The following is a 20710-nucleotide window of genomic DNA, read 5'->3' on the forward strand; positions in this document are numbered from 1 at the left end:
AGCTCCTCAATGAGAGCGACTTGTGAGAGCACGACCTGAAAGGTAACGCCCTAGATGTTAAGGATTAATTTAGCAATCCAAAAATAGATAAGTATACCAAAAATATCATTGCTTGTAGTAATAAATGGACCTGTTGCAATAGCTGGATCAATACCTCTTTTGTCTAAAAACAAAGGGACAAACGTACCAATTAAACCTGCAACGATAATAACAGCAATTAAAGATACTGAAATAGCAAGAGCCGTATAGAATTCGCCTTTGGTAGCCCAAACAAATAAAAACAAGAAGAGTGCTAAAATAGTTCCGTTGAGTGCAGCGAGTAACATTTCTTTTATTAGACGACTATTGATACTGCCTTTAACATCGTCATTAGCAAGACCTTGTACGATAATTGCACTAGACTGTACACCAACATTTCCAGCCATTGCCGCAATTAATGGTGTAAAAAAGAATAATACAGCATATTTTTCAAATGTATTTTGAAAGCCTTCCATAATCAAAAAAGCACCAACACCACCAACTAAACCTAAGAATAACCAAGGTAAACGGGCTCGTGTAAGTTCTATAATACTATCATCGGCTTCAACGTCTTGAGTAATACCTGCCGCCAATTGATAATCTTTATCGGCTTCCTCTTTTAAGACATCGACAATATCATCAATGGTAATTCTACCAAGTAAAGTTTGCAGATTATCTACTACAGGTATGGCTTCTAAATCATATTTAGCCATCACTTTTGCAACATCCTCTACATCATCTGCAACATTGACAAAATCTACATTCTCTTTTGCTATGTCAGCTATTTTTTGTTCACTTTTTGCAACGATTAGATCTTTTAATGATAAGCGTCCAATGAGCTTTTCTTCTTTATCAACGACATAAATAGAGTGTACTCTAGTCACTTCTTTAGCTTGTCCTCTAATACGACGTAAGCATCCTGCAACTGTCCAAGTTTCGTAAACCTTAACAAGCTCTTTTGCCATTAAACTACCTGCAGTGTCGTCATCATAGGTAAGTAGTTCTGTAATTTCATCCCTATGTTCATCATCTTCAATTCTTGAAATAACCTCGGCTTGACGTTCTTCGGGTAATTCGGCAATAATATCTGCAGCATCATCGGTATCTAATTCTTCTACTTCTTCAGCAATTTCTTTGGCCGATAAGTTTTCGAGGACCTTTTCTCTGGTATCATCATCAAGTTCTGTAAGAATATCTGAAGTGGTTTCAGAATCTAATAATTTAATGACATAGATAGAATCCTCGAGATCTAGTTCATCTAGAATTTCGGCAACATCAGCATAATGAAAATCATTCAATAGCAGTTTTAATGCTTTATCATCGCTATTAGCGACAAGCATTTCTACCTGCTCAATGAGTTCATGAGTAAGCTCAAATTGGATATTTTCTTTCTCTTCGATCAAACGAGATGGTTTTGCTAATTTGTACTATCGTTTTCAATGAGTTGCGTGAGTTCTAAAAAAGAATCTACACTCAACTGCTCTGGGCGTTTGCCAAATATAACATTTGCTTTTAAATTATCGGAAAGATTGAATGTTTTTAAACTGTTACGTAATGTTTTTCTACGTTGCTGAAACGCTGTTTTTACCACTCTAAAGAATAGCTTTTCATCGACTGGCAAGGTGAAGTTTTCTTTTCGTTTAAGTCGTAATACACCAGAGTCAACTTTTGGCGGTGGATTAAAAACAGTAGGTGGCACTGTAAATAGATATTCGGTATCGTAGAATGCTTGTGTGAGTACTGAGAGGATTCCGTAGACTTTGGAACCTTCTTTAGAGCAAATACGCTGAGCAACTTCTTTTTGAAACATCCCAGAAAACTCGGGGATTTGGTTGCGCATTTCTAAAGTTTTAAAAACAATTTGTGTTGAAATGTTATAAGGAAAGTTTCCTATGATGGCAAATGGTTCATCACCGAAAATTTCTGTAAGATCATACTTTAAAAAATCCTGCTCATATACGCGATTGGCTAAATTGAGGTAATTGGCTTTTAAATAATCTACTGATTCGGTATCGATTTCAATAACATGTGTTTTGATGGGTTTGTCCAGTAGGTACTTAGTGAGAACACCCATTCCTGGTCCAATTTCAAGCACATGCTTATAACCTTCTAAAGTTAAGGTGTTGGCGATATCTTGAGCTACAGATTCGTCAGTCAAGAAGTGTTGACCTAAGTGTTTTTTTGCTTTGACCTGATGGTTATTTGCCACGTTATTTAAAATTTACGGTGTATTCATCTACTATTTGAAGTTCTGTTCTAAAGGCCAGCATTTTATCGGCGAACTTTTTTAATCCGTCGGTTCTAAGTCTTTCGGCATCTTCTCTATAGTATGCGTCTAGTGCTTCACGAGAGTAAGAACGATATTGTACAGAATAGGTTTGTCCGCCCATTTCTTCTTCTACCAAAACTTTGGTCAAAGTGGCTTTATCAAATTTTCCAGTTCCTAATACTTGAGGAATGTGTTCTTTTATCCAAAGTAGCCATTCATCATGAACACTATCGTCTATATTGATTGTGACGTTGTATATAATCATTTGCATGTATTTATGTGTTCTGCATCACAAGCAGATCATGAGTTTTATAAATCTTTTACAAATAACAGAAGTTCTTCGTCGTTGTCAAAGGGTTTTACTCTTTTTTGGTAAGATAAGCCTAATTTTTCCAAAAGATGTATGGATGGTTGATTTTCTGGAAGCGTAATGGCGCTTATTGTTTTTATATTGAAAGTGTTTTTAGCGAGCCTCATTACTGCGTTGGCACCTTCGAAACCATAGCCTAGGCCTTCATAATCTGGAAGTAACGAAAAGCCAATGTCAACATGATCCAAAGTATCACGTTTTAATAAACCAAACGAGCCTATAGGTGTCATGTTTTTAGATTTAGTTCTGGCAATATAGTATCCAAATTCAAAATCTTCATAGCACTTAAGTTGGTTATTTTGAATATATGTTGCAGCTTGTTCTACAGTTTTTACATTGCGATCACCAATGTATTTGATCCAACCAGGTGTGTTCATTAATTCTAAAATAAATGGCGCATCATCTGTTGTGATTTTTGTGAGGATAAGGCGATTGGTTTCGGCTATTTGCATTGGTTATCTAATTTATAGCATCACCACGTAATCGTCTAAAACGTTTTCTGGCTTCAATAAAGTAGATGCTGTCTTCATGATCAAAAATAATTTTTTCATAAAGCTCTTTGGCTTTTTCGGGCTGATCCAATTTGGTCTGGTAAAGCTCGGCTAAGTAGTAATGCGCATCGTCTGCTAGAATTTCATCCCTGTAATTGGTAATAATGTATTCATAATTATCAACTGCCTTACTAATTTGATTGGTTTTTTCAAATAACTTGGCTTGCATAAACAGAGCTTGATCTTCTATAGTTTCGCCTTTATGCTCGGTTAGTATTTTATCTAAAAGAGCAATGGCTTCTTCATTTTTATTTTGAAAGGACATTAAGTCTGCTTTCGAGTAGAGTTTTAATGACGTTTGTAATGAGTCTTCATCTTTATTGTCTGAAATCAATAACTTAAGATCTAAAGCGTCATTAGCGATTAACTGAGATGTAGATGCCTTTAATATTTTTAATTGTGATTCTGCCCATTGAAAATCTCCTTTGTAATAACTGGTTTTTGCCACTTTAAATCTGGCCTCTTGGGAAATGGTGCTATTTTTTAGGTTGGCTTGAATTTGCGTATAGTAAATTAAGGCTTCATTAAACCGTTCTTGAAATACAAGAATATCACCTAATTTCAGTTTAACTTTTGCTTCTTGAAATACAGATAGTTGCAACTCTAAACTTTTTTTCAAGAAATCACTAGCATCCTTTGGTTGATGTTTATGGAAGGCGATAAAATTTCCGTAGGCAATCTGTAAGGCGATGGTTTGTTCGTATTTACCATATTGATCAAACAGTTGGTTAAACTTGTCATCGATTGCATCGAGTTGCTCTTTATTGGCATTTTCAATTTCTATATCCAACATATATTGGTGAGCTGTAAGTCTAGTCTCTATATCTTGAGAATTATCTAGTATAAACTGAAATATAGAATTGGCGACTTCATTTTCTTTTTCCTTGACTGTTGCTAAAGCCAGATCGAGAATACGACTTAGGCTTTCTTGGCTACGACGGTAAAGCGCTTTTTCTTGCGTAAAGGCTTTATTGTATTCCTTTTGTTGAATATATAACCAGCTTAGCATGTCATACCAGTATGGTTCTGGATTGGACTGTAATTTTTTGAGTAGTAATTTTCTTAAAATGAGATTATTCTCATTGTCTTTGTTCTCTGAAACAAAATCACTAAACGCACGTTTAGCATTACTTAAGAAGTTAGGTTTAACTTCGATATAGTCGATATAATTTGAAAAGAGCAATTCAATATTACCTTGCTCTCCATAGATACGAGCCATTTGCATATTAAAGTTAAAGTCTGGATTGGTTTCCATCCCTTTTTTATAGGCTTGAAGCGCTTGTTCTAACAGCGAATGGTCTTCAAATTTTTTGGCAATTCCATAGGTGTAACTTGGCTTCTCTTCGACCTTAAGAATGGCTTCTTTGTAATATTTGTCGGCAAGACCTGTACTATCCATGAGTTGATAATTATAACCCAGTTCTACAAGAAGTGCAGGATAATTAATCTCTTTCATGCGTTGTAAGATCATGTCTCTTGCTTCTTCATAACGTTCGAGCTGTTGAAGTGTAGCCACAATTTTGTAAATGTACTTAGAGCTCTTCTTCTTGGCGTTTAGCTTTTCGTAGGATAAGAGCGCTTTTTCAAACTCACCACGTTTAAAATAGTCGTCGGCTAATTGCTCGCTTTGAGCGAATAGGAGTCCGCAACTACAAAGAGTTAGAATGATTAAGAAACGACGCATATGTATTAATTTATGTAAATATAACAAATGCAATTACGAGATATTGTGAATGTTTTTATAATTAATTCGTTAAAGTGCAAAAAAAATGCCCAAACGCAAGTTCAGGCATTCACAACAAAATAAATGTGCTATTAATCTATTCTTTACAAAATGATTCAGATATTCTGCTATGGCTTTTGTAGGTCAAGTTGGTGGTCTTTATTTTAGAAAAAGACTTTGCTAGCCATGACTATAAGTGTCACTAGCAGTACGATGCGTTTAATGTTTTTCATAATAAGTAGGTTAGTTCTTATTTGGATTACTAACATCATAATTATTAATTGAAAAACAAAGAAAAATGTCAAAAAATCGTTGAACAACGTCTTTTTTTAGCATTTAAACGATAAATAACAGTAAAATTCCTACAAATTAGATTTTATCGAATCCTGTATAAGGGATTAGAACTTCAGGAATTTTGATACCGTCTTTGGTTTGATAGTTTTCTAAAATACCAGCTAAAACTCTTGGTAAAGCTAAAGAGCTTCCATTTAGTGTATGGCATAATTGCGTTTTTCCGTCTTTATTTTTAAAACGTAATTTTAAACGATTGGCTTGAAATGTTTCAAAATTTGAGACACTAGAAATTTCTAGCCATCGGTCTTGTGCTGTAGAAAAGACCTCAAAATCGTAAGTTAGAGCAGAAGCGAATGTTACGTCTCCACCACAAAGTCTTAAAATTCGGTAAGGTAATTTTAGTTCTTTTAAAATATTTTTGACGTGATCTATCATTCCTTCAAAGGCCTTATATGAATTGTCTGGATGTTCGACACGTATAATTTCAACTTTATCAAATTGATGCAACCTATTGAGCCCTCTTACATGAGCACCATAGCTTCCTGCTTCCCTGCGGAAGCAAGGTGTATAGCCCGTAATTCCAATAGGTAGATCATTTTCAGAAAGAAGTTCATCTCTAAAAATATTAGTTCCAGGTACTTCAGCAGTTGGGATTAAGTACAGATTGTCTTCGCCAACATGATACATTTGACCTTCCTTATCTGGTAATTGTCCTGTCCCAAAACCTGAAGCTTCGTTTACCAAATGAGGTAATTGATATTCGGTGTAACCAGCGGCTGTATTTTTATCTAAAAAATAAGCGATTAAAGCACGTTGTAATCTAGCACCTTTTCCTTTGTAAACAGGGAAACCTGCACCAGTGATCTTATTCCCTAATTCAAAGTCGATAATATCATACTTTTTTGCAAGTTCCCAATGCGGTAGAGCACCATCATGAAGTTTAGGAATATCTCCTTCAATAAATATCTCTTCGTTGTCTTCATCAGAATTTCCATTAGGAACGCTCTCATGAGGTACATTAGGAATTTTATAAAGTAAATTATTTAAAGCTTCAGCTTTTGCGTTAAGTTGTTCTCCTAAAGCTTTAGAATCTTCTTTAAGTTGCGTAGTTTTTTCTTTTAGCACATTAGCCTCGGCAGCTTTACCAGATTTAAAGAGGTTACCTATTTCTTTTGAAATACTATTAGATTCTGCAAGTGTATTATCTAGTTTAGTTTGTAATTCTCTACGTTCTTCGTCTAATGTAATTACATCATCAATCATTTGAGACGCATCTAAGTTTCGTTTTTCCAAACGTTTGATGACATCGGCTCTGTTTTCTCTAATAAATGCTACTTGCAACATGGTATTATTCTGTTTTTTGAAACGCCAAATTTAATGAATTGTCAGTTATTCTCGTCTTGATTTGATGGTAAAATCCAATCGTGGTGCTTAAAATGATTCCATTTCACGTTTGCTAAGTCAATTTCTGGATCAATAAGTTGCTTTGTAGGTTTCCCATTAACACTAACAAATGCTCTTACGTAGACTTCTATATCGATACCCTTTTCGGCATAAAGACGTTTTAAACGTTGTGCAAATTGCCACATGACATCTGGCTTTGAACTTACCGATCTAATCTGTTTTAGAGAAAGATAATCTTTGAGTTTAATTGGAATAACAGCATTTGTAGCTTTATCAACCACTCTAAAGCTCGTGTTTGCTCTTTTTGATCTTAACATCATTCGCCATGATAATCTATGACCTTCCTCTGTCCAAAGCACATCGTCCTTTATAAAATGATGTCTTAGAGGCAATGCGATTTGAACAATAAAATAGAGCACAAAAATAGTTTTAAAGAGAAGTGCGTAGTTTGGAACGTCTATTTTTTTACCCTTAAAAATAGCTTTACGCTTTAAAAATAACTTTTGAATGCGCTCTGGTTCGAAAAAGAATACCGCAAAAGCCAAAGATAAGTACGGGAAAATACCAACTTGGAAAATAAATGAATTGAATAGGTGAAAAAAGATTGAAGCAAAGAATGCTATTTTACGTGTTCGTTTCCACAAGAGTAAAGGAATGATGAGTCCGTCAAATAAAATACCGCCATATGCAATACCATAGTGTACAAATTTATATTGCAGAAGCTCACCTACAAGTACATAATGTTTTTTGCTTTCCATTAATAATTTTGGAACACTTAAATCAAGCCAATCGGGATACATCTTTGCTATTGAAGCATAAGTGTATAAAATAAATAGCTGAATGATAAAAATCCATCGACACCAATTAGGCATCGAAATACTTTTGATACTAGGATTTTGTTTTGCATCGATTGATGCATACTTATGTGCAGGTAAAAATACCATGATAGCACTCAAAAGCATTAAGAAATAATAGTGATTATTATAGGATGATTTTTGCATTAAATAGGTTCCAGTCCAAAGTGCTGCAAACCCTAACATACTTATCCTGTATTTGTATCCTATCATTACACCTATGCCACAGAGTCCCATGATAATATAGTAGACATACATCCATTGTCCAGGAAGTGGTTGTAACCAATCAAAACCTATAAAATTAAATGTAAAATCTGGTTCAATGAGTGTTCTTTTAAGCCAACCTGTGAAGATAGCACCAATACTTTCAAGAAAAATCAAAACACCAAACATCATCCTAAAGACAATAAGTGAAGTGTTGTCTATATGTTTAAACAGAAACTTATTCATGTATTTGGATAAATTCTTGAGCGTGTTTTTTATCTAAGTTAAGTTGATTAGTAAGCTCTTTTACAGATTCAAACTTTTGCTCATTTCTAAGACGATGTAAAATGTTTATTTTCAAAGAGGTATTGTAAAGGTCTTCTTCAATATTAAAAAAGTGAACCTCTATAGATTGTTTCTTTTCATTAAATGTAGGGTTTGTTCCAATATTCATCATTCCATAAACAGTTTGTTTTCCAATTCGAGAACTTACAACATAGACGCCGTTTTTAGGAATGAGTTTGTAGTCTTTCTCAACATCAATGTTTGCAGTAGGAAATTTTAAGGTTTTGCCAATTCCTTTTCCTTTAATGACATTTCCAGTTATAAAGTATGGATATCCTAAATAGGCATTTGCAGTCTTAATATCACCTTCTACTAAAGCCTGTCTTATTTTAGTTGAGCTTACGGCAACGTCTTTTATATCTTGAGCCGAAATTTCTTCTACAATAAAATCAAATTCTTTACCAAAAGCTTTAAGGTCATTAATATTAGCCGTTCTGTTTTTTCCAAAATGATGGTCATATCCAATAATAATATGTTTAGCGTTTAGCTCATCTACGAGGATTTTTTTTACGTAATCACGGGCAGAAAGATTAGCGAAATCATGAGTAAACTCTTTAATAATCAAATGGTCTAACCCTAAATCTTTAAGTGTCTTTTGCCGTTCATCAATAGTGTGTAATAGTTGAATTTTAAAATCAGGTTGTAATACCATACGAGGATGAGGAAAAAAAGTAAGCACAACAGATTTTAAATGTTTATCGTGTCCAGTTTTTACTAATCGTTCGATTATTTTTTGATGACCAACGTGGACGCCGTCAAAAGTGCCGATTGTTATGACAGAAGGAGTATTAGTTTTCAGACTATTTTTATCTAGAGATTTCAATATCAATTTTTTGATAAAAATAACCATAAACCTAAAATGAATAAAAAAAGAAGGAATAAGATATTCATTTTTTTTATATGATTTTTCTGAATATTTATTAAATAGCCCTACTTTTTTTGTTAAAATCCTAAAATTTTGTTAAGAAACAGAGTAGTTTTATGGTTGATTTTCACTAGATTTGGTGTCATTATTCAAAAATTTACTTTTAACTAAAAAAATCATCTAAATGAAAAAGAATTTTACTTTAAAATCAATTTTTGCAATACTCATGCTTTTATGTACTATTAGTAGTTATGCCCAAGAACGTACTTGTGGTATGGTTGAGTACATGGAAGAGCAAATGAAGGATCCCAAGTTTGTCAAGGAGTATGAAAAGAACCAAGCCATATTTAAAGCTAGATTAGCAGAGGTTATGGCACAAGGAGAGTTTAGTCAACGTGGAGCCAGTGTTGTTATTCCAGTTGCCGTTCACTTTCCTAACGGTAATGAAGCAGACAGAGCTTGTTTAGAAGCACTGGCACAAAATCAAATAGATATATTAAATGCCGACTACGCTGGTACTAATGCAGATATTTCAAATTGGACTGCAGCCAGTGCATTTTATCCAGGTATAAGTACAGGTAATGCTAATATTTCTTTTTGTATTGCGGTATCCAATCATCCTATTGGTTTAGACCCAGAATTACTTGAAGGAAATCCAGCTGTAACTATTGGTTACAATTTTGGAGGAGGAAATAATGCCGATACTAACTGGGCAGGATATATGAATTTTGTAGTTCGACCAATTGGAGGAGGAACTTTAGGGTTTTCTCCATATCCAGGAAGTATTGCAGCTGGTCAAGCCGTAACTATGAATACATTTGCTTTTGGATCTGGAGCGGGTTGCCCTGGTTCTGGAGTTGTTCCTGATACCACTTTTGGTCTTGGGAGAACTGTAACGCATGAATTAGGTCACTTTTATAATTTAGATCACACTTGGGGAGGTGCTGGTGGTTGTGCTAATGATGATGGTATAGCAGATACACCAAATATAACAGGTCCAACTTATGGTTGTCCGGCTAACGGAAGTGAAGCTGGTTGTACGGCAACGCCATCACTTACTATGAATTATATGGATTATGTAGATGATGCTTGTATGTATATGTTTAGTGCTGGTCAAACAACTACAGTAAGTACATATGTAAATAGTGTCTTATTAAGTCAACTTAAACCAGGTGTTTGTACACCTGCAGCACCTGGATTTAGTATAGTGGGAGCTAATAGTCCTATAAGTGATTGTTCTGGTGAAGATGTTGTATTTATGATGAACTATAGTACGGTTCAAGATTTCTCTGAAACTGCAACTTTTTCAGTTTCTGGAAACCCAGCAGGTTCTAACGTAGTATTCAATCCGACTTCTATGTCTACAGATGGAGTTTTTACAATGACTGTTGAGAATTTAGGTGGAGCTGCTTTAGGTGATTATACAATGACTGTTACTGGAACATCAGCAACTCAGACAAAAACTGCAGATGTTACATTATCTATTATTGACGATTTATGTCCTTCTTCAGGAAATACAACATATAACACAAGTAATGAAGGTGTTGTTTTTGGAACGATTAGTAATTTAAATACAGGAAAAAATACTGGTTATGACGACTATACAGCTACTTATGCTACTGATGTTAATAAAGAAGAATCATATGACCTTACCGTTAATGTAAATACAGATGGAAACTTCCCTGTAGAGACTAGAGTATGGATTGACTGGAATCAAAACTGTAGTTTTGATGATCCAGGAGAAGAATATGATTTAGGTTTTACAGCTAATGTAGCAAATGGACCATCTGGAGGATCTCCGTTATCTATTACAATTCCTAATACTGCTGCGACTGGATCTACAACAATGCGTGTTGCAACTAAGTATGTGAATACAGATGATCCAGGGCTTCCAGAATCTTGTTTAACAAATTATGATGGAGAAACTGAAGATTATACACTTAATGTAATGGCTTCGTTATCTGTAGGAGAAAATGAATTCGAAAATTTTGCAATTTTCCCTAACCCTAATAAAGGAGAATTTACGATTAAGTTAAGTTCTTACTCTGGAAATGATATATCAGTTGATATATTTGATATTAGAGGACGCAGAATTTTTGATAATACGTACTCAAGTAATTCGAACTTTAATCAAGTTGTTAAACTAAATGATGTACACTCTGGAGTTTATCTAGTGTCTATAAGTGATGGTGATAAGAAAACAACTAAAAAAATAATTGTGGAATAATACATATAGCCACATTAATTTAAAAAAAGAGAGACCTTATTGTCTCTCTTTTTTTATTCTAATTATGTAATAGCTATTGTTAAGATTTAAACAACAAACGTATTTATTTTAATAAAAAACCATCAAAATTTGATATAGTTGACATTTTCATTAATAATATGTTTAAATGACAAGGTTTTTTTTTAGGGTAAATTCAATATCAAATGTTTATAATAGTATAGACATATTAATCGTCATTTAATTAAAGTAGAATCAACCTTAAACCACTTTACCATGAAAAAGACTACAACCCAAATTTTTATGTTTTTCTTCTTATTAATTGTTACCTCCTCATTTGGACAAACTAGAGATTGGCAATCCATATCATCTGATAGGGCAATTAATAAAAGCGAACTGGAAACCTTAGATGAAGCACACTATAACCTATTTCAATTAGATATTGAATCCTTTAAATCAAAATTGATTAATGCACCTTTAAGGCAAGTTTCAAACGGACAGTCAAATGCCTTTGTTCAATTTCCTGATGTTAAAGGAGAATTACAAAACTATCGCGTTGTTGAAACTCAAATATTCTCTTCGCAAGACAATGCAGACCAACATCCAAATATTAAAACTTACTTAGGTTCGAGAGTTGATGACCCATCTACAAGAGTGAGATTTAGTGTTACCCAATTAGGACTAAATGCTATGATTTCTCAGCCAGGTGAAGACACGTTTTTTATTCAACCTGCGACAAAAGTGTCAAACGGACAATACCTTTTATATAGTAAAAACGCCAGAATTAATTCTTCTGAAACCTTTGAATGTTTAACAGTAGAAATGGAGGCTTCAAATAGATCGGAAAATAATACGATTAACAGAGATGCTAACGATCAACTATTGAGAACATTTAGAATAGCGATTTCAGTTACTCAAGAGTATACCAATTTTTGGGATGATGGAAATAATGCTAACGGAAATAATAGAGCAGATGCTCTAGCACAAGTAGTATCTACACTTAACAGAACAAATGAAGTTTTTGAAGTAGATATGGCCATTACTTTTGTGCTTGTCGATACTGCTGATGATCCAGCGATTGATCTCATCTACGCTCCAACATTTCCTGATCCTTATGGAGGAGACTTAAATGGGGATTTACAAACTAATTTAACAGCAGTTGTAGGACCAGCAGATTATGATATTGGACACCTATTTGCTTTTGGAGGAAACAATGGTAACGCAGGATGTATAGGCTGTGTTTGTGATAATACGGTAAACCCTCCAGTAAGCGAAGGAAAGGGAAGTGGTTTTTCTTCTCATAGCTTTTTAGATAATGACGGCGGACCGTATATGGCCGATTTCTTTGACATAGATTATGTGCCTCATGAAATTGGACACCAAATGGGTGCACTTCATACACATTCTCAGGCAGATAATAATTCTGTGAATTTTGAACCGGGAAGTGGAACAACCATTATGGGTTATGCTGGAATTACTGGAGACAATAATGTACAAAATCATAGTGACCCGTATTTCCATTATGGAAGTATCAATCAAATTTTAAATAATGTGGCTACAGCTCCTAATAATTGTGCTGTTACAACAGGTATTACTAATAATCCACCAGTTGCAGACGCTGGACCAAATTATACAATTCCTAATGGTACGGCATTTATTTTAAAAGGTGCTGCGACCGATCCAGATGGAACAGATGCATTAACTTACACTTGGGAACAAATAAATGATGGGTATACAACCAGAAACGATTTTGCGCCAACGCTAACAACTGGACCACTATGGAGATCTAGACCACCTAGTACATCTCCAGATAGATACATGCCTGTATTTGAACGTGTTTTAAACGGACAATTAACTGAATCAAATCCTTTATTATCTTCAAATAATACGACTTGGGAAACAGTCTCGACTGTTGGAAGAGGTTTAACTTTTGCTTTAACGGTAAGAGATCGCTCCGAAGCTGGAGGTGTAAATCAAATGCCACAAAGTGACTTTGATACGATGAATGTAACTGTTAGTGGTACTGCAGGACCATTTGCTGTAACATCTCAAGATAGTGGAGCGCTTTGGACTAGTGGTACGGCTGAAATGATTACTTGGAATGTAGCTGGGACAACTGCTAACGGAATTAATACGTCAAATGTAAATATTCTATTATCGACAGATGGGGGACAAAATTTTGATACTGTTCTAGCATCTAATACACCTAATGATGGATCTGAAATGATTACAGTGCCTAATGTGCCAGCACCTTATTGTAGAATTATGATTGAAGCGGTAGGAAATATTTATTATGCCGTTAATAGTGCTGAGTTCCCATTAGATTATCAGGTGACTACAACCTGTACACAATACGCGTCGGGTAATATTGCTTTAGCAATTCCTGATGGTACAGGAGCTAACCAACCTGGAGCTGCAATAACTAATACTATAAATATTCCTGATGCAGGTTCTATTGGAGAAGTTAGAGTAAATGTAGACGCTTCTCATACTTGGATTGGTGATTTAGTTGTTGATGTCATCCATCCTAATGGAACTGCTGTAAATACGGTTTGGAACAGAACATGTAATGGGTCAAGGCAAACAGATTTTGATGTGATTTTTGAAGATGGAGCACCAGCCGTAGCTTGTGCATCACCAACGACAGGAACGTATAGTCCTTCATCACCATTAAGTGTTTTCTCTGGATTGGATAGTGCAGGTGATTGGACTATTGAAATTCAAGACTTTTTCAATGCTGATACAGGTACACTAAATGATTGGTATATTGAAATTTGCTCTACTACAGAGACTCCTTTAAGTGTTGACGAGTTTGGTGTTAATGACTTTGTCATCTATCCTAATCCGAATAATGGAGAGTTTACGATCAAATTAAATTCGTCATCTAATAAAGATATCAATGTGAATATAGTAGATATTAGAGGAAGACAAATTTTTAACAATGCATATGAAAACAACTCAGACTTTAATCAAGTGGTAACACTTAATAACATACAGTCTGGAATCTATCTTGTTACTGTAAATGATGGCGATAGAAAAGCAACAAAAAAGATAGTTATTGAATAATAAACAAAGACTATAAATAAAAAAAGCGAGGTATTCACCTCGCTTTTTTTATTTACCATTAAAGGTGTTCATCGTATTACTAACACCTGCAGTACCAAATGACTTTATAAGTTCAATTGACTTTTCAAGACGTTCAGGAAGTTTTTCAGATTCTTCATCAGTCCATTCGCCTAAAACATAATCGACTTGCCTGCCTTTACTAAATTCGTCACTAATACCAAATCTGAATCTATTATACTTACTGGTTTGTAACACATTTTGTATATCTTTTAAGCCATTATGACCACCATCACTTCCTTTTGTTTTTAACCTCAGATTTCCGAAGGGAAGATTAAGATCATCGGTTACAACTAATAAGTTTTCTAATGGTACTTTTTCTTTGGTCAACCAGTACTTAACAGCTTTGCCACTTAGATTCATATAAGTACTAGGTTTAAGCAAAATGAAGGTTCTACCTTTAAACTTATAGGTAGTTAAATCTCCTAATTTTTGGGTTTCAAACTTAAGTCCTTCTTTTTCAGCAAGAGCATCTAAAATTTTAAAACCTATATTATGTCGAGTGTTGGCATATTTATCTCCAATATTGCCTAGTCCAGCGATGAGAAATTTTTTCATAGGATCTGTGTCTTCAACATCTTTGGTTGTCGAATTCCATTTAAATAAATTACGTATAAACTTCCAGATAATTGACGTGTGTTTTTTTGTAAAAATAAAAAAGCATTCTAAATAAATAGAATGCTTTATATAATTATAGAAAAATAGATGTTCTATTCTTGAGCTGGTGCTTCAACTGCTGGAGCGTCTCCTCCTTCAGTTGCTGCTGCAGTTCCTTCTGCTCCTTCTTCTAATTCTTCATCTTCATCTTCATCTTCAACAATAGCAGTTCTAGCTGTCTTAATTTGAACAACAACTGTATTGTCAGAGTGTAATAAAGAATAACCTTCACCTGCTAATGCTGTAACATATAGCTTGTTACCAATTTTAAGTGGTGTGATATCTGCTTCTAAGAAATCAGGTAAATTTTTAGGTAGAGCTTTCACTCTTAATTTACGTCTGTTTCTACGAAGAACACCTCCATTTAAAACACCTTTAGATGTTCCGATAACGTGTACTGGAATATCCATAGCAATTTCTTTGTCTTCGAATAAACGATAGAAATCTACGTGTAAGATTCTATCTGTTACTGGGTGAAACTGGATGTCCTGTAAAACAGCATCATAAGTTTCGCCATTGTCTAAGGCAATCACAACTGTATGCGCATTTGGCGTGTATACAAGTTTAGAGAAAGCCAGTTCTGGTGCAGAGAAATGCACGTTTTGGTCTCCTCCGTATAATACGCAAGGAACCTGACCAGCATTACGTAGGGCTTTCGTTGCCTTCTTGCCCACGCTTTCTCTTTGAGATCCATTGATTGTAATTGATTTCATTTTCTGTGTTTATATTAATATTAAATTACATTAAAAATTTAGAGCTAATCGATTTGTTGTAATGTACATTTTGCATTACTTCAGCAAATAAATCAGCACAGCTTAATACTCTAATTTTGTCACTTGTTTGCTTCAGAGGAATTGAATCTGTGATAATCAATTCCTGTAATTTAGAGTTTTCAATTCTGTTATAAGCATCTCCAGATAAAATAGGATGTGTACAAATAGCTCTTACACTAAGTGCTCCTTTTTCCATCATTAAATCTGCAGCTTTCGTTAATGTTCCAGCGGTATCTACCATATCATCTACCAAGACTACATTTTTACCTGTAACATCACCAATGAGTTCCATATGCGAAATCACATTTGCTTTTGCACGTTGTTTGTAACAAATAACCACATCGCTTTCTAAAGCCTTAGAATATGCATAAGCTCTTTTAGATCCTCCCATATCAGGAGAGGCAATAGTTAAATTGTCTAAAGCCAATGATTTTAAGTAAGGTAAAAATATGGTTGAGGCAAATAAATGGTCAACTGGTTTTTCAAAGAACCCTTGAATTTGATCGGCATGCAAATCCATAGTAATGATACGTGTTGCACCTGCAGCCTCTAACATTTTTGCTACTAACTTAGCAGCAATAGGAACTCTAGGTTTGTCTTTACGATCTTGTCTTGCCCATCCAAAATAAGGAAGTACTGCTGTAATATGTCTGGCCGATGCGCGCTTTGCAGCATCGATCATTAATAGCATTTCCATTAAATTTTCTGGACCAGGATGCGTAGAGCCAATAATAAAAATTCGTGTTCCTCTGATAGATTCTTCGTATGATGGTTGAAATTCACCATCACTATACGTTGACGTAATTACATTACCCAAAGGCACACCAAAAGTCACCGCGATCTTCTCTGCGAGTTCTCTACTTTGTCCACATGCAAAAATTTTTGCTTCTGTTGTTACGTTTGGCATTGGTAATGAATTATTTGTATTACTTACTACGCTTTATTTTAACGAGGTGCAAATTTAGGAATTTATTTGGACTGAAAAAGCATAAAACCTACTATTTTTAATTGATTGTAATAAAATATTTTATAGTTTTGCAGTCCAAAATTGCTCAAGTGGCGGAATTGGTAGACGCGCTGGATTCAAAATCCAGTGACTTCGGTCGTGTGGGTTCGATTCCCACCTTGAGTACAAAAGGCTTTAGCAGTAATGTTGAAGCCTTTTTTAATTCAACGAACCTTCATTCAATATAAGAAGAAGGAAATTGCGCTGAGGTTTTAAAGACTTTGTGTTTTTAGAGAATACCACATTCTCTGGAATATCATCTTTTAGCTTAAAAAAATCATAATTGAATACCGATTTATCTAAATTTAAATTCGGAAATACGGCACCACTTGATACATCTTTAGATTGTTTTTCTAAAACAATTAGTTTCTGTAAATTATTACCAAACGCAATATTTAAACTTGGTTTTTGTTTAGGTCTATTGCTCACGAAAAGCTCATCATTACGATAGACAGCATTTGGATAGTCAACCGAAAAACTTGGAAACATATCTGCCACATTATAGAAATAGGAACTACTATTGCTAAATATGATTAGAGTGTTAGGGTTACTAGTATCAAAACCAAAATCTTTACTTAGTGCTTTATTCTTTAAATCTACAGTTCGAGTTTCCTTATCCATGAGATATAGATATTGTATATAGGAAGCATATATCAATCCGTATTCTAAATCTTCTAAAGCCCTATTTTCTATAACCATACGATCTAATAGTTGAATGCTAAACAGCCCATTTTTTACAGTCAATTTAAAATCTGATGCTGGGTCTTTAAGCTCTTCAATAGACTTTATTTTTAACAAACTTTGTATGTGATTCTCATCTTTTTTTTGAATTGAAATTTTAAAGTTGTCAGTGAGATAGTTGAGTTGAATTGGAATAAAAATGGCATTATTCAACTCAGGTTTAGTCAGGTCATTAGAACAAACCGAATAGCTTTTTACTTCATTAGCATTCGTCACTTTTCCATAGGCTAACACCTCGTCGTTTGCTCTATTTATGATTTTAAATAGCATCCCAGGAGCATAGCCATGAATTCTTCCGAAGGGAAGTGTGAGTAATTGTTTTGATGTGGTTTTATAGCGTTTGTTAAAAAAAGACGTCAGAAAATAGGGATGACTAATACTTGAACTTGTAAAGATACTATGCTCGGTATGTCCAGTCATAACAGGTTTTTGACTGAGATTTTTCTCTTGTACTGTCTTGTATTCCTCTTTAATATATTTAAAGAAATACTCATAAGACCAATTGTCTTCAGGGCGAACTTTTTTATAGGCAGCAGTCAATGCATAAGTAAGTGAACCCATGCTATCGCTATACTGCATATTGACTTGATTGGCTTGAGATCCAGATATAATAACAAAAGGCGCCAAATCTGTATCAGAGCTTAGGAGTTCTTTTAGTTCTTCGGTATCGTCTTTAGGGCTTTTCGTCGCTTCTTTAAAAATAAAATTCTCATGTGTGCCTCTCACTGGTGTGACATCATCTCCTTTGTCTGATGTTGCCGAGAAACAGGCATCGACACCCATAAATACATGACCAGTTTTAGATATGTTTTGTCTTATTTTTAAAATAATGGGTTGTAATTCGTCATCAATTAAATGAAGCTGGCCTTTATAATTATTTGGAGCATACTCTTGTGTTTTAGGCGTGTTATACAATACAAGCGCTTCGTCTAAGGCATCTAACGTTTCATCATTATTAGAATCACTAATCTGTTGTCCATGCGTTGCGAAATATAGAAATACAAATTCGGTGCTGTCATCTAGGGATTCTGAGAAACTATTTAATTGATTAAGGACATCGGCTTTTTTAGCTTCTTCATTGATAAGCGAGTGAATGTCTGAACTTTTAAATTGTAATGTATTGATTAAAAAGGATTCTATATAATGTGCATCCTCTTCGCCCGAAATATTATCCCATCCCAAATTAGCGTCTTCATAATTACTCACACCAACAATGAACGCTTTTTTAGATTGCGAATGTATGGCATTGCAAATCAAGCAAATCGAAAAGATGAGCAATAACTTTTTCATTTAGGTTAATATTTATAACTTTAAAAATAACAATAAAATTCTTACAAGATAATGTCGGTTGTGCTAAGCTTTAAAATCAGGAAATATTATGCCTTGGTAGTAGTTGCGTTATTATGTTTAAATACTGCGTTTGCTCAAGATGATTTTGAGAATAATGATGAAAGTTTACGATTGTATTATGATGAGTTAGGTGATGCAGATTATTATACCTCTATTAATTATATAGAACATTGTCGAAAATCAAATTAATGATTCTAAGGTGGAACGTCCTTCCATAGAATTGAATAAAGATATCGACTTTCAGTTGGGATTAGTCACTAAAGAGATATAAGAACAAACAACTCTAAGTCTCCAGCATACTGCATAGAATTACCTAGCAAAGATTATAACGAAAAATTGCGTAAATTCGTACAAGAGCTTATTAATCAATTAAATACTAAACAAAAGAATGAGAACTAAATTTTTACTGTTAGGCTTATTACTTATGGTCTCGCCAAACCTATTTGCTCAAGAGCGTTATAAAGTCGTTTATGATTTTGAAAAGGATACCATTAGTTATTTGCAATTAAAGGAAGAGACAAAAACTTATGAAGCTATAAATAAGCCAAAGTTTAAAAGAAATAGTTTGGTTGAGATCAAATTAATGAATGTCAATCCATTCGCATTAAAAGTTAATCCCAACATCACTCAAACCGATGCATTTAGAGAAGGAAATAACTTTAATATTGGTAATTTGTTTACCAGTATTAACAGTATTGCAACAAGACCTTCAGATTTGAATCTAAATATTAATCCACCAGCCCTTGGCACTGTTGCGACAGATGCAACCACACAAAACAAAATTCGTGGAGATGCAGATATTATGAGTAACAATATTGTGGTTACCAATACGCTCGCAACTGATATTAATATGACCAAAAAATTTATAGTGAGTACTTTGGTTAACCCTAAATTAAAAAAGGATGAAATCCAAGAAAAAATAACGAACTTCTTAGCAGATGTGTTGCAGGTCGATGCTAATATAGATGAGTCTCCCGAAGATAACGTAATACCATTTTTAATTGCGGTTAGACAAAAAGTATCAGCTGCAAATAAGGCAGTAGTAGATCAAGCAACTAGTTTGAAACGAAGCTATGAAGATGAAGCAGAGAAAGATGAAGTCATAGCAAAAAGGGAAAATGTGAGTTCTATAAGCAATTCAATTGTAGCCTTAGACCGCTTAATTGCTGAAGCCAATGCAACGAAGGTATTATCCTTAGAAACCTTAAATGTGATACAAGACCTGTATTCGGCTTTAGAATCGGCTAGCTTTGAACGCACTATTGATAAAGAAGTACAGCGCGATCGAATGAATATTAATCTTCAGTTTATGGAGAGCGATTTTTATGATTCAGTAGGTTTAGAACGTTCTAACGAAACCTTGAGAGAGCGTGACATTAAAGTATATGCTAAAGGAGGATTAAAAATAAACACCAGTATTGCTTTAACGCTTAATAACTTTGGAAGTAATTCTAAGGAGTATTTTTTAAATTCTGAAACAAACGCTATTGGTGCAGATGATAATGATTACTTCGTGCCTAGTATTGCTACTATGGTTAATTTTTATCCGTTTATGGGAGAAAAATTTAATGTAGGAGGTAGTTTTGGGCTATCTATACCAATTACAAGTGATGTTACAGGTGTGAATTTCCTTTTAGGACCAACGTTCTTTTTTGGATCAGAAAATAGATTGGCCTTTTCTGGAGGAATAGCCTATGGTCCGACAGAGGAATTGAGAAATGGAGCACAAGTGGGTGATACCTTTGACGGTGACTCTAATCAACTTACTCGAGATATTTATGATTTTGGGTATTACTTTGGGATTTCTTTTAGCTTATTCGATGTGAAGAACTAATAGTATTAACATATTTAAAATTAAAAGGCTTTGACGATATCGTTAAAGCCTTTTTCAATATCAATTATAAACCGTAAATTTGGTTCAACCCAAATAAAAATACAT

Annotated in this window: 16 protein-coding genes and 1 tRNA gene; 5 read left to right on the plus strand and 12 right to left on the minus strand. The window is 34.3% G+C overall.

Features of this window, described 5'->3' with window-relative positions; genetic code table 11:
* Positions 1 to 50 precede the first annotated feature (50 nt).
* The 8 genes from mgtE to Q0783_RS06055 form a co-directional block, all read right to left on the minus strand.
* Positions 51 to 1421: a magnesium transporter gene (gene mgtE / locus Q0783_RS06020; RefSeq protein WP_298893985.1), complete on the minus strand. Its 1371-nt coding sequence runs from the start codon at positions 1419 to 1421 to the stop codon at positions 51 to 53.
* Between the two features lie 14 nt (positions 1422 to 1435).
* The gene (rsmA, locus tag Q0783_RS06025; RefSeq protein ID WP_298893987.1) at positions 1436 to 2227 is read right to left on the minus strand and encodes a 16S rRNA (adenine(1518)-N(6)/adenine(1519)-N(6))-dimethyltransferase RsmA; all 792 of its coding nucleotides are present in this window, start codon (positions 2225 to 2227) and stop codon (positions 1436 to 1438) included.
* Between the two features lies 1 nt (position 2228).
* Positions 2229 to 2552, minus strand: coding sequence for a DUF4286 family protein (locus Q0783_RS06030; RefSeq protein ID WP_298756244.1), 324 nt, complete (start codon positions 2550 to 2552; stop codon positions 2229 to 2231).
* Positions 2553 to 2596: 44 nt separating this feature from the next.
* Entirely contained in the window at positions 2597 to 3109 is a 513-nt protein-coding gene (locus Q0783_RS06035; protein WP_298893989.1) for a GNAT family N-acetyltransferase, read from the minus strand.
* A gap of 7 nt (positions 3110 to 3116) precedes the next feature.
* Positions 3117 to 4892: a tetratricopeptide repeat protein gene (locus tag Q0783_RS06040; RefSeq protein ID WP_298893991.1), complete on the minus strand. Its 1776-nt coding sequence runs from the start codon at positions 4890 to 4892 to the stop codon at positions 3117 to 3119.
* Between the two features lie 408 nt (positions 4893 to 5300).
* Positions 5301 to 6569, minus strand: a complete 1269-nt coding sequence (serS, locus tag Q0783_RS06045) for a serine--tRNA ligase (RefSeq protein WP_298893993.1) — start codon at positions 6567 to 6569, stop codon at positions 5301 to 5303.
* Between the two features lie 41 nt (positions 6570 to 6610).
* Positions 6611 to 7933, minus strand: a complete 1323-nt coding sequence (locus tag Q0783_RS06050) for an HTTM domain-containing protein (protein WP_298893995.1) — start codon at positions 7931 to 7933, stop codon at positions 6611 to 6613.
* On the minus strand, positions 7926 to 8855 hold the full coding sequence (locus tag Q0783_RS06055) for a bifunctional riboflavin kinase/FAD synthetase (RefSeq protein ID WP_298893997.1): 930 nt from the start codon (positions 8853 to 8855) through the stop codon (positions 7926 to 7928). Before Q0783_RS06055 ends, Q0783_RS06050 begins: the two co-directional genes overlap by 8 nt.
* Before the next feature lie 226 nt (positions 8856 to 9081).
* On the opposite strand from Q0783_RS06055, the gene Q0783_RS06060 reads away from it, so the two are divergent.
* Positions 9082 to 11124 carry a GEVED domain-containing protein gene (locus Q0783_RS06060; RefSeq protein ID WP_298893999.1) on the plus strand — a complete coding sequence of 681 codons (2043 nt, stop codon included), beginning with the start codon at positions 9082 to 9084 and terminating at the stop codon, positions 11122 to 11124.
* 273 nt (positions 11125 to 11397) lie between these two features.
* A complete protein-coding gene (locus Q0783_RS06065) occupies positions 11398 to 14187 on the plus strand; it encodes a reprolysin-like metallopeptidase (RefSeq protein WP_298894001.1) in 2790 nt (929 codons plus the stop codon).
* 48 nt (positions 14188 to 14235) lie between these two features.
* Here the strand turns inward: Q0783_RS06065 and pth are convergent, their stop codons facing one another.
* From pth to Q0783_RS06080, 3 genes are all read right to left on the minus strand, one after another.
* Positions 14236 to 14802: an aminoacyl-tRNA hydrolase gene (pth, locus tag Q0783_RS06070; RefSeq protein ID WP_298894003.1), complete on the minus strand. Its 567-nt coding sequence runs from the start codon at positions 14800 to 14802 to the stop codon at positions 14236 to 14238.
* 152 nt (positions 14803 to 14954) lie between these two features.
* Positions 14955 to 15614 carry a 50S ribosomal protein L25/general stress protein Ctc gene (locus Q0783_RS06075; RefSeq protein WP_298894005.1) on the minus strand — a complete coding sequence of 220 codons (660 nt, stop codon included), beginning with the start codon at positions 15612 to 15614 and terminating at the stop codon, positions 14955 to 14957.
* Positions 15615 to 15639: 25 nt separating this feature from the next.
* Positions 15640 to 16581: a ribose-phosphate pyrophosphokinase gene (locus Q0783_RS06080; protein WP_298894007.1), complete on the minus strand. Its 942-nt coding sequence runs from the start codon at positions 16579 to 16581 to the stop codon at positions 15640 to 15642.
* Between the two features lie 143 nt (positions 16582 to 16724).
* Here Q0783_RS06080 and Q0783_RS06085 point away from each other — a divergent pair.
* A tRNA-Leu gene (locus Q0783_RS06085) sits at positions 16725 to 16806 on the plus strand.
* Between the two features lie 33 nt (positions 16807 to 16839).
* Here Q0783_RS06085 and Q0783_RS06090 read toward each other — a convergent pair.
* Positions 16840 to 18711: a caspase family protein gene (locus tag Q0783_RS06090; RefSeq protein ID WP_298894009.1), complete on the minus strand. Its 1872-nt coding sequence runs from the start codon at positions 18709 to 18711 to the stop codon at positions 16840 to 16842.
* Positions 18712 to 18762: 51 nt separating this feature from the next.
* Here Q0783_RS06090 and Q0783_RS06095 point away from each other — a divergent pair, with 51 nt between their 5' ends.
* Both Q0783_RS06095 and Q0783_RS06100 read left to right on the plus strand, forming a co-directional pair.
* On the plus strand, positions 18763 to 18960 hold the full coding sequence (locus Q0783_RS06095) for a hypothetical protein (protein WP_298894011.1): 198 nt from the start codon (positions 18763 to 18765) through the stop codon (positions 18958 to 18960).
* Between the two features lie 199 nt (positions 18961 to 19159).
* A complete protein-coding gene (locus Q0783_RS06100) occupies positions 19160 to 20605 on the plus strand; it encodes a hypothetical protein (protein WP_298894013.1) in 1446 nt (481 codons plus the stop codon).
* Positions 20606 to 20710: the final 105 nt, after the last annotated feature.

Source organism: uncultured Psychroserpens sp. (assembly GCF_947500255.1).
Classification (GTDB): Bacteria; Bacteroidota; Bacteroidia; order Flavobacteriales; family Flavobacteriaceae; genus Psychroserpens.